The 13,186-nt window shown below is 62.3% G+C and carries 15 protein-coding genes; 9 read left to right on the top strand and 6 right to left on the bottom strand.

The window, feature by feature from the left end; genetic code table 11:
- The 4 genes from AC04SI_RS14285 to AC04SI_RS14270 all read left to right on the top strand — a co-directional run bounded on the left by AC04SI_RS14285 (position 1) and on the right by AC04SI_RS14270 (position 3,426).
- Positions 1-1,167: a CaiB/BaiF CoA transferase family protein gene (locus tag AC04SI_RS14285; RefSeq protein WP_404280504.1), complete on the top strand. Its 1,167-nt coding sequence runs from the start codon at positions 1-3 to the stop codon at positions 1,165-1,167.
- Between the two features lie 40 nt (positions 1,168-1,207).
- Entirely contained in the window at positions 1,208-1,984 is a 777-nt protein-coding gene (locus tag AC04SI_RS14280; RefSeq protein ID WP_404280505.1) for a HugZ family pyridoxamine 5'-phosphate oxidase, read from the top strand.
- Between the two features lie 159 nt (positions 1,985-2,143).
- A complete protein-coding gene (locus AC04SI_RS14275) occupies positions 2,144-2,482 on the top strand; it encodes an ArsR/SmtB family transcription factor (protein ID WP_192177992.1) in 339 nt (112 codons plus the stop codon).
- A gap of 146 nt (positions 2,483-2,628) precedes the next feature.
- Positions 2,629-3,426 carry a TrmH family RNA methyltransferase gene (locus tag AC04SI_RS14270; protein WP_404280506.1) on the top strand — a complete coding sequence of 266 codons (798 nt, stop codon included), beginning with the start codon at positions 2,629-2,631 and terminating at the stop codon, positions 3,424-3,426.
- 65 nt (positions 3,427-3,491) lie between these two features.
- On the opposite strand, the gene AC04SI_RS14265 is transcribed toward AC04SI_RS14270, so the two are convergent.
- Both AC04SI_RS14265 and AC04SI_RS14260 read right to left on the bottom strand, forming a co-directional pair.
- A complete protein-coding gene (locus tag AC04SI_RS14265) occupies positions 3,492-4,634 on the bottom strand; it encodes a coiled-coil domain-containing protein (protein WP_404280507.1) in 1,143 nt (380 codons plus the stop codon).
- Positions 4,635-4,837: 203 nt separating this feature from the next.
- The gene (locus tag AC04SI_RS14260; protein ID WP_404280508.1) at positions 4,838-5,419 is read right to left on the bottom strand and encodes a DUF1134 domain-containing protein; all 582 of its coding nucleotides are present in this window, start codon (positions 5,417-5,419) and stop codon (positions 4,838-4,840) included.
- Between the two features lie 361 nt (positions 5,420-5,780).
- On the opposite strand from AC04SI_RS14260, the gene chpT reads away from it, so the two are divergent.
- Positions 5,781-6,410 (top strand): histidine phosphotransferase ChpT, encoded by a 630-nt coding sequence (gene chpT, locus AC04SI_RS14255; RefSeq protein ID WP_120014775.1) that lies wholly within the window; start codon positions 5,781-5,783, stop codon positions 6,408-6,410.
- A 248-nt stretch (positions 6,411-6,658) separates the two neighbouring features.
- On the top strand, positions 6,659-7,027 hold the full coding sequence (locus tag AC04SI_RS14250) for a response regulator (protein ID WP_404280509.1): 369 nt from the start codon (positions 6,659-6,661) through the stop codon (positions 7,025-7,027).
- A gap of 97 nt (positions 7,028-7,124) precedes the next feature.
- On the opposite strand, the gene ctrA is transcribed toward AC04SI_RS14250, so the two are convergent.
- On the bottom strand, positions 7,125-7,820 hold the full coding sequence (gene ctrA, locus AC04SI_RS14245; protein ID WP_006203583.1) for a response regulator transcription factor CtrA: 696 nt from the start codon (positions 7,818-7,820) through the stop codon (positions 7,125-7,127).
- A 449-nt stretch (positions 7,821-8,269) separates the two neighbouring features.
- Between ctrA and AC04SI_RS14240 the strand changes: the two genes are divergently transcribed.
- Positions 8,270-8,647, top strand: a complete 378-nt coding sequence (locus AC04SI_RS14240) for a flagellar export protein FliJ (protein WP_120014776.1) — start codon at positions 8,270-8,272, stop codon at positions 8,645-8,647.
- Between the two features lie 75 nt (positions 8,648-8,722).
- On the opposite strand, the gene AC04SI_RS14235 is transcribed toward AC04SI_RS14240, so the two are convergent.
- Complete coding sequence (locus AC04SI_RS14235) at positions 8,723-9,127, bottom strand: winged helix-turn-helix transcriptional regulator (RefSeq protein WP_488474378.1); 405 nt, start codon at positions 9,125-9,127, stop codon at positions 8,723-8,725.
- A gap of 87 nt (positions 9,128-9,214) precedes the next feature.
- Here AC04SI_RS14235 and AC04SI_RS14230 point away from each other — a divergent pair, with 87 nt between their 5' ends.
- Positions 9,215-10,141 (top strand): NADP-dependent oxidoreductase, encoded by a 927-nt coding sequence (locus AC04SI_RS14230; protein ID WP_488474377.1) that lies wholly within the window; start codon positions 9,215-9,217, stop codon positions 10,139-10,141.
- Between the two features lie 72 nt (positions 10,142-10,213).
- Here the strand turns inward: AC04SI_RS14230 and sciP are convergent, their stop codons facing one another.
- Positions 10,214-10,489: a CtrA inhibitor SciP gene (sciP, locus tag AC04SI_RS14225; RefSeq protein ID WP_006203587.1), complete on the bottom strand. Its 276-nt coding sequence runs from the start codon at positions 10,487-10,489 to the stop codon at positions 10,214-10,216.
- Between the two features lie 259 nt (positions 10,490-10,748).
- Between sciP and mnmA the strand changes: the two genes are divergently transcribed.
- Positions 10,749-11,948, top strand: coding sequence for a tRNA 2-thiouridine(34) synthase MnmA (gene mnmA, locus AC04SI_RS14220; protein WP_488474376.1), 1,200 nt, complete (start codon positions 10,749-10,751; stop codon positions 11,946-11,948).
- A gap of 161 nt (positions 11,949-12,109) precedes the next feature.
- On the opposite strand, the gene AC04SI_RS14215 is transcribed toward mnmA, so the two are convergent.
- Positions 12,110-13,075 (bottom strand): Gfo/Idh/MocA family protein, encoded by a 966-nt coding sequence (locus AC04SI_RS14215; protein WP_488474375.1) that lies wholly within the window; start codon positions 13,073-13,075, stop codon positions 12,110-12,112.
- Between the last annotated feature and the right edge of the window lie 111 nt (positions 13,076-13,186).

Below are 13,186 nucleotides of genomic sequence, written 5' to 3'. Positions count from 1 at the left end.
ATGAGCACTCCCGTACCGGCCAGGAGCGGCCCGCTCAGCGGTCTGGTCGTGATCGAGATGGCCGGCCTCGGCCCGGTGCCGCTGGCTGGCCTGATGCTGTCCGAGATGGGCGCCGAGGTGGTGCGCATCGAACGGGCGGGCTCCGGCCAGCCTCTGATGGCGCGGCCGGAAGAATACGACCTCGACCGCCATGGCCGCTCCATCCTGAGCGTCGACCTGAGGCGCCCCGAAGGCGCAGAACTGTTGCTCAGCCTTGTCGAAAAGGCCGACATGCTGATCGAAGGGTTTCGTCCCGGCGTCATGGAACGGCTCGGCCTCGGGCCTGATCCGGTGCTGGCATGCAACCCGGCGCTGATCTACGGCCGCATGACCGGCTTCGGCCAGGATGGGCCGCTCGCCGGCCGCGCCGGCCACGACATCACCTATCTTGCCTATTCCGGCGTGCTGCACGCCATCGGCAGCGAGGAAGGCAGACCAGTGCCGCCGCTCAACCTCGTCGCCGACTATGGTGGCGGTGCCATGATGCTGATTGCCGGCGTGCTGGCCGCGCTGTTCCAGCGCTCGCGCTCCGGCAAGGGCCAGGTCATCGACGCGGCAATGGTCGAGGGCGCCTCGATGCTGGCGGCGCCAGTCCATGCCCTGATGGCGGCCGGCCTTTGGCGGGATGCACGCGGCGTAAACCTGCTCGATTCCGGCGCGCCCTTCTACGACACTTACGAGACGGAGGACGGACGCCATGTCGCCGTTGGCTGCCTTGAACCCCGCTTCTTCGCCGAATTCGCCAGGCTGCTGCCACTCGACGAGCACTTTGTGCGCGGCCAGTTCGACAAGGCGTTATGGCCGGAGATGCGTGCCACCATCGCCGCTCGGGTCAAGCGGAAGACGCGCGACGACTGGGCCGCCCTGTTTGCGGATACCGACGCCTGCGTCGCGCCGGTGCTATCGCTGCAGGAAGCCAAAAACCATCCGCACAATCATGCCCGCAGCGCCTTTGTAAAAGCAGGCAGGCTCGATCGCCCTGCCCCAGCGCCGCGCTTCTCGCAAACGCCGTCAACGCTTGCCACAAAGCCGGACGAACACGATCTCCAGCCGGTGATGGTGCTGAGGCGTTTCGGTTTTGCGCAAGGCGAGGTCGAAGCCCTTGTCAAATCAGGCGTGATCGGTTGATAAGTGGAGAAGGAAAATCAACTTATGACGGTGAACACTTTTGGTTGATCGGAACAAGGACGTCATCCGCGAGACGGACGCCGAAGCGATCCGGCTGGCAAGGACGCTGATCCGCAGCGCACGTTTCAGCGCACTGGCTGTCATCGAGCCCACGACCGGATCGCCATTGGCGAGCAGGGTCGGCGTCGCCACCGACGTTGACGGCGCGCCGCTAATCCTGGTGTCGATGCTGTCCGCGCATACAGGTGCCATCCTCGCCGACCCGCGCTGCTCGCTGCTAGTCGGCGAACCGGGCAAGGGCGATCCGCTGGCGCATCCGCGTGTCACCCTGGTCTGCCGGGCGCGGCGGCTCGAGCGTGGATCGGACGAGCATGCCCACGCAGAGCGGCGCTATCTCAACCGCAATCCCAAGGCACGGCTCTATGCCGGGCTAGGTGACTTCTCGATCTTCCGGCTCGAGCCCGAGCGCGCCAGCCTCAATGGCGGCTTCGGCAAGGCCTACCTGCTCGATCGTAGCGACCTGGTCACCACCGGGCCGGTCGTCGACGAGTTGGCTGCCGGCGAACAATCGGCTCTCGACCACATGAATGCCGACCACCTCGACGCGATCGCCATCTATGCGCATCACTATGCCAAGGCCGATGGCGATGGCTGGATTGCCACCGGCTTCGACGCCGACGGCATGGACCTGGCCTCGGGCGACGCCATATGCCGGGTCTTCTTCCCCGAACCGCTGAAGACGGCCCGCGATTTGCGGCCGGTCCTGGTCGATATGGCCAAGGCCGGACGCGCAGCCGGCTATTCACAAGATCGATAGTTAATTGCCTTGAATCAAAAGCAAGTCTTGAGATTTGGAAGAAATGTTCTACCCTCGCACATGACGCTGATTCAGCAGCGTGCATCCACACGTGAATTTATGGAATCTGACGCTATTGCCCCCATAGCGTCAGGATGAGCTCAAAAACATGGGGCATCGATGATCTCGAGCAAGCTACTCGCCAACGCCGAATCAGCAGCCACGTTCCTCACGCTTATGGGCAACGAGAAACGGTTGCTGATCATGAGCTACCTGATGGACGGTGAAATGTCGGTCGGCGCCATCGCCGACAAGATCCAGTTGAGCCAATCCGCCCTGTCGCAGCATCTGGCCAAGCTTCGGGCGCTCGATCTTGTCGAGACCCGCCGCGACCGGCAGATGATCTACTATGCCTGCAAGTCCGAAGCCGCGCGCGAGCTGCTTCGCATGCTGGACGGCATTTTCGGCGACGGCGACTTGTCGCAGATGGCCCATCGCCTGCGCCGCGCCGGGGCTTGACCGGCAGGTCCGATCGTTCCTTATCTCGCTGACGACTTTTCGAGCGGCGTGCGTCCATCTGGGCGCACGCCGCTCTCCATGTCATATCCGCGCATCGCTTTCCGAAAATCCACATTCGGATCGATGCGAGCAGGCCGAGGCAATGCATGGACCTGATCCACATTGATGATCCGCAAGACCCGCGTGTCGCTGCCTATCTCGACATACGCGAGCGCGACCTTGTTGGCCGGCACGGCCGTTTCGTTGCCGAAGGCAAGGTGGTGCTCGAAATCCTGCTGTCGGCCGGCCGCTTTGCCGCCGAATCGGTTCTGGTTCTCGAGAACCGGCTGGCCGGTCTCGACGAGACCTTGCGCAAGGCGCCGGCGGACCTTCCGGTCTATATCGCCAGCGGCGAGATCATCGACCGGATCGCCGGATTTCACATGCACCGCGGCATATTGGCGATCGGCAGCAGGGGCGCCTCGCAGCCGGCCGAGGCCTTGCTGGAGGCCCTGCCTGCCAATGCGCTGGTCGTCGTTTTGGTCGGCATCGCCAATCATGACAATATGGGTTCGATCTTCCGCAACGCCGCCGCCTTTGGCGCCGGTGCAGTGCTGCTCGATGCGACCTGTTGCGATCCGCTGTACCGCAAGGCAATCCGCGTCTCGGTCGGCGCGGCGCTGAAGGTTCCCTTCGCCTCCTTCGACGATACCAGCGGCTTCATCGCCATGCTCGACCGGCTGGGCTTCAGCCAGGTCGCGCTGTCGCCTCGCGGCGATGCCGACATTCGTGATGCAAGGAGGCCGGCCAGGCTGGCGCTCTATCTCGGCACCGAAGGCGAAGGCTTGCCCGAAAACCTGCTCGCCCGCCTGAAAACGGTGCGGATCGATATGGCGCAAGGCTTCGACAGCCTGAACGTCGCCGCCGCCTCAGCCATCGCCCTGCATCATTTTTCGCGTTGCTGATCGCATAAACCCGTCATCGACAACGCGCGTCGTGCCTGTCTCGCTCGGCGCGCGGCCCCCAACTTTCAGGTCGGTGAATCCGCCTTCTGCAGCGCCCGCACGCGGTCTGCAAGACTGCGGTGGCCGGATCTGGTATCCGAGGGTGCCGCCAATGCCTTGGCGATCGGCGAATCGGGCCCTTCGAGCTTGGCCGTCAGGTGGACGACCTCCGCCGCCAGTTCATTCATCTGCTCGCGCAATGCGGCGCTGCCATTCGTAGGGCTGGACGCAGCCAGCGCGCCGAGATCCGCCTTGAGACGCTTGTTCTCGCGGGCCAGCGTCGTCAGCCGCGCCTCCAGCCGCTCACGGTCGCCATCGAGCTTGGCGATCGCCTTTTCGATGTCGTCGCTCCTGACGGCAGTCAGGCTGTCGCCTCCGCCGGCAAGCAGCGCCGCCGGAGCGTTTGCCTCGGCCTCGCCCTTCGATCGTTCGCGCAGCCGCGCCATTTCCTTCTCGCGGCGGTCGAGCTTCTCCTCACGATCGGCAAGCGTGGCGAGCAGGCGCTCGACCTTCTTGTCGAGCTCGACGGTTCTCTTCTTCTCCACCTTCAAGGCCTCGCGCGCGGCCTTGCTTTCGGCCGCGGTTTCCTGATTGCGCCGGTCCGCCTCCTTGCGCTGGCTGCGCAGCACGGCGATGTCGTTGGCAAGGCTCTCCAATTCGGATTCGCGCGCCACCAGTTCGATCTGGCGGTTGCTGGAGGAGAAGCTGGCGTCGTCATACATATGCTCCAGCTTTTCGAGCTCGAGCGCGCGCTTCTCCAGCATGCGCTCGCTCTGCGCGAGCTTGTCCGAAAGGTGCTGCAACTGCTCCTCGCGCTGATGAAGCTCTTGGGTCCTGGCCTCCAGTTCGGAAAGCGCCTGCTGCTTGTCCTTCCGCTCGACCGCCAGCCCCTTGAGGGCCTCGCGCCCGCGACCAATCTCGACCAGCTGTTCGGCCGCCTTCTCCCGCAATGCCTTGACGCTCATCTCCAGCCGGCGCGCCGACATCGCGAACTCGGCCCTGATCCGGTCCTTGTCGGCCTGGATTTCGACCGGCGTCAACGGCATGGACGCCTCGAATCGCCTGCGCGTCAGCGCTACGGCCCGCCGCCAGATGGCCGGAGCGACCAGCAGCGCCAGAAAGCCGGCGCAGAGAAAGCCGAGGGCGAAAAACAGGATCGACTGGATCAAGGTGACTATCCGCTATGATGGCAACAACCGCCAAAGCTCGACTTTGCCATCTTCGCATGACGGAAATCCAGCGCCGCGGCAAGAGTGTGCCGCGGCCACGTTCAGCCTGCGACCTCACAAAATCCCCCGATGGCACGATCGCGAGCGGAACGCATGCTGAGATTCAGGTCAGGCCGGCCTCACCTGAATATCAATATGCCCGCTCAGAACGGGTTCCAGGTCGGCCGCTGCGTGAGCTTCAGATAGCCGAGATTGATGCCAAGCCTGGCGCCGACGCCGGTGCGGATCGGCACCAGCAGCACCCTGTTGTTCTGCAGCACGTTGAAGCCGACGCCCGCCACCACATAGGCCGAACCGGCGACGCCGCCGAAGCGGTTGTAGAGGCTGTTCACATCATCGAGATTGTAGACCAGCATCATCACGCGCGAGCCTTCGCCGCCAAAATCCCAGCCGAGCGACGGACCTTGCCAGAACACCTTATGGTCGCCAGCGTTCTTGGTGTAGAGCGTTCCCTCGCCATAGGTCAGGCCGCCGATCAGCGCACCGGAGCCCTCTTCGCCAAGCAGATAGCCGTTGGGCAGACCATAGGAAGCGAAAATCTTCTCGACGACGGTGGCAAGGCCGCCCGACGTAGCGCCGAAGAATTTATGGCCGGAATCGACGATCTCCTGAGCGGTGTATTCCTGGGCCCGCAGCGCGGAGGTCGAAAAGACGAGAACGCCCATCAGGGCAATCGTCATTGAGATGACTCGGAAAAAACTCCGGTCGTAGAATCGGGAAAACATGCTTCCAATCTCCGTCAGGGAGCACTTTCGCCGACGCCTCGCACCCATGTGGCTCTTGGCGGCCACTAGGGGTAACTGTCACAGGCAAACTATGCCGTAATCCTTTTTCAACCATTAAGCTTCCACATGAAGATGGCAGTTCAAAGGCTGGCGCTCCTCACACACCGGCTTCGAACCGCCTGCGCAGGCCGGGAATCCTGCGTGAACGCACCATTTTCGCTAACGACAATTTTGGATTTGTTGCCGCACGCACGGGCGCTGTGTATTCAGATGACCTGGGGAGAGAGCGTGATTCGTGTGGGCAGGCGCGACAATTGATCGCTCGGCCATGAGTACGTGGATTTTATCAGGGACTTCGCCCATGGCCGAACTGTTCACCCTTTCAGCACCGGATCTTGCAGCGCTTCTATGCAGCCGGGTCTGTCATGACATCATCTCGCCGGTCGGCGCGATCAACAACGGCCTCGAACTGCTCGATGAGGGCGGCGCCGACGAAGACGCCATGAAGCTGATCCGCCAGAGCGCCAGGAACGCTTCGGCCCGCCTGCAATTTGCCCGCATCGCCTTCGGCGCAGCAGGCTCGGCCGGCATGATGATCGATACCGGAGATGCCGAAGCAGTCGCCATCGCCTTCCTCAAGAACGAAAAGCCGGAACTCTCCTGGAACGGGCCCCGCGCGCTGCTGCCCAAGAACAAGGTCAAACTGCTGCTCAACCTCCTTCTCGTCGCCAACGCTGCCATCCCGCGCGGCGGCAAGCTTGTGGTCACGCTGGAGAATCTCGACACCGAGCCGCGTTTTGCGCTGTCGGCCGCCGGCCCGATGCTGCGCGTGCCGCCGAAATTCCTGGAGCTTCATTCCGGCCACAAGCCCGAGGAGCCGATCGACGCCCATTCGGTGCAGCCATATTACACGCTGCTGCTGGCGCGGGAGGCCAACATGACGATCTCGATCCACGCGACCGCCGAGGAGATCGTGCTGTCGGCGGCCTGAACCCCTTCGCCAGTCGGCAAGAACAGCTAAAGTATTTATTTCTGCTAATATTTGTTAATTCGGCGATAATTCAGGCAGAGCAAGTTTTGCCGGCTTGGTCTCGCGGCATTCACGACGAAAAAGACGCGCGGCGTATCTTTGCAAAAACTTTACCTAACGGCTTTTCGGCTTCTTTACCAGATTGCTCTAGTATGCCTCGTGGTTGCCCGCAGATTGCCGGTTCGCCAGATGGCTGAGAGGACCCGGAAATGAAACGCTGCCTGTTCGTCGACGATTCGAGCGTCATCAGGAAGGTTGCAAAGCGCATCCTTGGCGGCTCCGATTTGACCGTGATCGAAGCGGCCACGGGGCTCGACGCGATCGAGATGTGCGCCGCCGACATGCCCGATGTCATCGTCATCGACGGCGCCTTGCCGGATGTGCAGGCCGTGGACCTCATCCGCCGCATCCGCGCCATCGAGAGCGTGGTCAAGCCGCAGATCCTGGTTTCGCTCGTGGAGGTCGACGTCGCCTCGATCATGAAGGCAAAGCGCGCCGGCGCTCAGGGTTATCTGCTGAAGCCGTTCAACCGACCGCAATTGCTCGAGCGTTTCCGTGCCCTGAAAATCGCCGCCTGATTCGCCAGCATCGGATAGCGGGCGGCTTCAACGCCCAGCATGCAAAAACCCGGCCGAAGCCGGGTTTTTTGTTGGAAAATCAAACGAAGGTCTTTGCTCAGGCGCTGACGCGAATGTCTTCCGGTTCGCGCAGCACATAGCCGCGGCCCCAGACCGTCTCGATGTAATTTTGGCCACCGGACGCGGCGTCAAGCTTCTTGCGCAGCTTGCAGATGAAGACGTCGATGATCTTCAGTTCCGGTTCGTCCATGCCGCCATAGAGGTGGTTGAGGAACATTTCCTTGGTCAGCGTGGTGCCCTTGCGCAGCGAGAGCAGCTCCAGCATCTGATATTCCTTGCCGGTCAGGTGAACGCGCTGGCCGCCGACTTCGACGGTCTTCGCGTCGAGATTGACCACCAGGTCGCCTGTGGTGATGACAGACTGGGCATGGCCCTTGGAGCGCCGCACGATGGCATGGATGCGCGCCACCAGCTCGTCCTTGTGGAAAGGCTTGGTCATATAGTCGTCGGCACCGAAGCCGAGGCCGCGCACCTTGTCCTCGATGCCGGCCATGCCGGACAGGATCAGGATCGGCGTCTTCACCTTGGAGAGGCGAAGTGTTCTCAAGACCTCGTAACCCGACATGTCAGGTAGATTGAGATCGAGAAGGATGATGTCGTAGTCGTAGAGCTTTCCGAGATCGACGCCCTCTTCGCCGAGATCGGTCGTGTAAACATTAAAACTTTCGGATTTCAGCATCAATTCGATGCTTTGTGCGGTTGCACTGTCATCTTCAATCAGCAGAACACGCATTTCATTCCCCTTTTCTGCTGCCGGTCCATGTCACGACCCGTCCCGGACCGGAGCAGTGATTGCCTGAACAGAAGGTGCCACCGAATGGTTAACAAAACCTAATTTCGTGCCAAGGACGATATCAGATTTTTTAACCCCTTTCTACACCCTCTTGAATCTAATAACGAATCACAGACCCAAACCGCTAATGCACCACATTAATAAGTCAGCCTAAGTGACTCCAGGGACTCGCCGGTTGGCTTTCCGCCGAAAACCGGAATTTTTACCCGGCCTTAAGTCCTCGCCCGTATGATTAACAATGCCCGTAAACGAATGGTTACCAACGGCAAAAAACTTTAGGAGTTTGTTTCCCATAGTTCGGGGAAAGCCGGGGGAAACGGGTGGCGCCTGGGCCTTTCCAGGCGGTTTGGACGATATGTGCGGGTGTGCGTTTCCGGGAGTACCGAATCATGAAGTCACGTGAAAACCTCGTTCGGCTGAAGCAGTTTCAGGTGAATGAGAAGCGGCGGCAGCTGCTGCAGCTCGACATGATGATCGCCGAGTTCGAACGGATGGCTGTCGAACTGGAGCTTCAGATCACCGCTGAAGAGAAGAAGGCCGGCATCACCGACATCAACCATTTTGCCTATCCGACCTTCGCCAAGGCGGCACGCTTGCGCCGCGACAACCTCAGAAATTCTCAAAGCGACCTCGCCCAGCAGCGAAGCATTGCCGAATCATTACTCGGCGAAGCTGAAGCGGAGCTTTCCAAGGCGGAGATGCTCGAATCGCGCGACACCAAGATCCGCGATGCCGAACTGGGTGGCCGCAGCGCCATGATCGGCTGAAAAACAGGCCAATCGGCGTTCCCGGAACGCCATCGAAGCTGCCGCGGCCGGAACCTGACCAGGCTGATGCCGGCCTCAGCCCCGCGCCACAGAATCCTCTTGAGATTCCAAGGATGCCCGCGCGCGGGCATCCTTGATGTCGGGCACATGCTGCTCCGACCAGGACCGTATCTGATTGAGCAGTCCCGCCAGGTTCTGACCGAGTTCGGTCAGCTCGTATTCGACCCGCGGCGGAATGACCGGAAAGATCTCGCGCCGCACGATGCCGTCGCGTTCGAGGATGCGCAGCGTCTGCGTCAGCATCTTCGGCGTGATGCCTTCGAGCTTGCGCGCCAGTTCGCCATTGCGCAGCCGGCCGCGGCGCAAGGCGCAAACGACCAGATAGACCCATTTGTTGGCCAGCGTCTCGAGCACGGTGTGCGATGGGCACGTCCGCCGGAAGGCGTCGTAACCGAACGAGGAGTTGTCTTCACTATCCATGAGGTACCTATATATAGAAAAGGTACATACTAGACTAGAGAATATTACTATCCAAATGATAGTGGCACCAACCAGCAGGAGATTTCCATGCGTGCCATTATCCAGAACTCCGTCGGCGGGCCCGACGTCCTCGTCATCGCCGATCGGCCCGCCCCCTCGCCAAAGGCCGGCGAGGTGCTTGTCCGCGTCAAGGCGGCAGGCATCAACCCCGTCGATGGCGCCGTTCGTGCCGGCTATTTCCCGCTGCTTGGCGAACCGCCCTTCATCCTCGGCTGGGACATCTCGGGAACCATCGAGGCACTGGGCCCTGACGTGACCGGCCTCAAGATCGGCGACGCGGTGTTCGGCATGCCGCGCTTTCCCAGGCAAGCGGCCGCCTATGCCGAACTGGCGGTCGCGCCAGTGGACGAAATCGCGCCGAAGCCTGAAGGCATCGACCACGTTCAAGCCGCCGCGCTGCCGCTGGCCGGCCTGACGGCATGGCAGGGCCTCATTCGCCATGGCCGCCTGAAACAGGGCCAGCGCGTGCTGATCCACGCGGCGGCCGGCGGTGTCGGTCATCTGGCGGTGCAGATCGCCAAGGCGCGCGGCGCCTATGTCATCGCCACGGCCAGCCCGGAAAAGCTCGACTTCGTCCGCTCGCTCGGCGCCTATGAGGTCATCGATTACACCACGGGCGATTTCACCAGCAAGGCCAGCGATATCGACCTGGTGCTGGACCCGATCGGCGGCGACCATGCGCAACGCTCACTGAAGGTACTGAGGGACGGCGGCGTTCTGGTGTCGCTGCTCGATGTCAGTGACGCCACCAAAGCAGACGCTGGCGCCCGCAATATCCGTGTCGAGCGCATGTCCGTCGTGCCCGATCGCGACGGCCTTGCCGAGCTTGGCGGACTGATCGATGCGAAAGAGCTCGCCGTCCACGTGGCAAAGGCTCTGCCGCTGGAAGAAGCCGGTGCCGCCCATGCCTTTCTCGCCACCAGGCCGATCGGCAAGGTGGTGCTGACGGTCTGAGGTACAGGGATCGTTCCAGCAAAACAAAAGGGCGCGGCATTGCCGCGCCCTCTATCTTTGACCCGGCCTTGTCTAGTGCCGGTATTGCTGGATGCGCGTCGTGCGCAGCCCGGCAAGGCCGTATTCATCGATCGACGCCTGCCAGGACAGGAATTCCTCGGTGGTGAGCTTGTAGCGCTGACATGCCTCTTCAAGACTCAAAAGGCCGCCGCGTACCGCAGCCACCACTTCCGCCTTGCGCCGAATAACCCAGCGCCGTGTGTTCGTCGGCGGCAGATCGGCAATCGTGAGAGGGCTGCCGTCAGGCCCGATAACATATTTGACTCGCGGTCTAACTAGATCGGTCATCGTACTCTCTACAAAAAACTCAAAGACCCAATCCCCGCCACAGTACCGCCACAGCTTTAAAAATTGCCTAAGCGAACCCTAATAGCTAGGTAAGGATCATGAACGCCGCGTTAGTCTTTTCGTCGGCATTTGAAATATCGGCCATCGGACGCTGGATTCACAGGCAAAAATCGCTTGGGCGCGAGATGCTGGCGCCGCGCAGGTGCTTGACCTATATTCCGGCCATTGGCATTCAAGCGCCACGCAGAACGAAAGAACCATGAACAGCCTCGACCTTCCAGGACGTCCCGAAACCACCCGTGTCGTTGTCGCCATGTCGGGCGGCGTCGATTCATCGGTCGTCGTCGGCCTGTTGAAACGCGAAGGCTATGACGTCGTCGGCGTCACACTGCAGCTCTACGACCATGGCGCGGCAACACACCGGGCCGGTTCCTGCTGCGCCGGCCAGGATATCGACGATGCCCGCCGCGTCTCCGAGACGCTCGGCATTCCCCACTACGTGCTCGACTACGAGGAGCGCTTCCGCAAGGCGGTCATCGACCCCTTCGCCGACTCGTATGTCGCCGGCGAGACTCCGATCCCTTGCGTGTCCTGCAATCAGACGGTGAAGTTCGCCGACCTTTTGGCGACCGCCAAGGAGCTTGGCGCCGACGCGCTGGCCACCGGCCACTACATCCGCTCCGGCGCCAACGGCGCCAACGGCGCGCACCGCGCGCTCTACAGGCCGGTAGACGCCGACCGCGACCAGAGCTACTTCCTGTTCGCCACCACGCAGGCGCAGATCGACTATCTGCGCTTCCCGCTCGGCGGGCTTTCCAAGCCCGAGGTTCGCGCCATTGCCGAGGAGATGGGGCTGACAGTCGCCGCCAAGCAGGACAGCCAGGACATCTGCTTCGTGCCGCAGGGCAAATATTCCGACATCATCGCCAAGTTGAAGCCGGCTGCCGCCAACCCTGGCGACATCGTCCATATCGACGGCCGCGTACTCGGCCGCCATGAAGGCATCTTGCGCTACACGATCGGCCAGCGCCGCGGCATCGGCATCGCCTCGGGCGAGCCGCTCTATGTCGTGCATCTCGATGCCGACCGGGCGCGCGTCGTCGTCGGTCCGCGCGAGGCGCTGGAGACGCACAAGATCTATCTGCGCAACATGAACTGGCTGGGCGATGGGCCGCTGTCCGACGTTCCCGTCGGCGGCCTTGAGCTGTTCGCCAAGGTCCGCTCGACGCGCCCGCCACGCCCGGCCGTACTGCATCACCGCGACGGCGTCACCTCCGTGGAGCTGGTCGACGGCGAGTCCGGCATCGCGCCCGGCCAGGCCTGCGTGCTCTATTCCGACGACGGCAACGAGGCCCGCGTGTTCGGCGGCGGCTTCATCGAGCGCTCCGAGCGCGGCGCCGAGGCCGAGGCCATGCTGAGCCGGCTTGCCGCCCGCCCGGCACATATCCCCGCCGAATAAGGGCGGCTTTTTCTCTCAGAGACTGTTTCGAAACTCGCTCTGGCGAGTCATATGGTGGTGGTTTCGAGAACCGGAGCGCAGCGGACATTTGGGTCCGTGAGCACCGGAAGCGCAGAAAACGCCATCAGATGACCGCCGGAGTAGAGCTTCCAAACGGTCTCTCAGGAACTGGATTTGCTGTGGGTGATGGTGCCCGCCGTCAGGATGCGCAGAACCCTGATAGCTTCCTCGCCGCTGGTGCGCGGTTCGGCCCGCGTCTCGATGCACTGGATGAAATGCGCCAGCTCCCTGGTCAGCGGCATGCCTTCGCCGACCGCCACATAGGACGGCTCGTTGGCGGTGAAGGCCCACTGGCCGCTGTCCTGCCATACCGCGTGGCGGTAAACGGCAAGCTTGCGCTCCCATGGCTCGACATCATCGAAGACCGCCATCGCCTTGGTGCCGACCACGGTCAGCCGCCGCTCGCGATAGGGATTGAGCCGCGAGGCGAAGAGATGGCCGCGCAGGCCGTTGGGGAAGCGCATGTGCAGATGCGCGAAGTCGCTGAGATTGTCGAGGAGTGCGGCACCCTCGCCCCTGACCTCGATCGGCTCGGTGCCGGTGATCGCCAGGATCATCGACAGATCGTGCGGCGCCAGGTCCCACAGCGCGTCGTTCTCGGTATGGAACTTACCGAGCCCGAGGCGATGCGAGTGGATGTAGCGGACTTCACCGAGCTCGCCCTTGTCGATCAGCGCCTTCAGCGTCTCGAAAGCCGGGTGGAAGCGCAGCACATGGCCGACCATGAAGACGCGGCCATTGTCCTTCGCTGCCTGCACCGCGCGCTCGGCATCGTCAACCGTCAGCGCGATCGGCTTCTCCACCAGCACGTCCTTGCCGCCCTCGACGGCGCGCACCGCCATGTCGGCGTGGAACTGCGGCGGCAGCGCCATGACGATGGCGTCGATGTCGTCGCGAACGAACAACTGCTCCGGCTCGATCGCCAGGCAATCCTGCTCGCTGGCAAAGCCTTCCGCGCGGGCGCGATTGTCGTCCGAAACCGCGTGCAAGGCGCCCAGCCCCTTGAGGGTGCGGATGTGGTTGCTGCCCCAGTATCCGCAACCAAGGACTGCAATGCGCGGCTTCATTGTTTTCAAACTCTAAAAATCGTGGCCGAGACATAGCGACGTGCCGGGTCGAACTCAACCCCGCACCCCTTTTCGATTGCCTGCCCGGCAATGCTTTTCGATGGCGAGATT

Source organism: Mesorhizobium sp. CNPSo 4689 (assembly GCF_057784325.1).
This window is presented reverse-complemented; position numbering and strand designations above follow the sequence as displayed.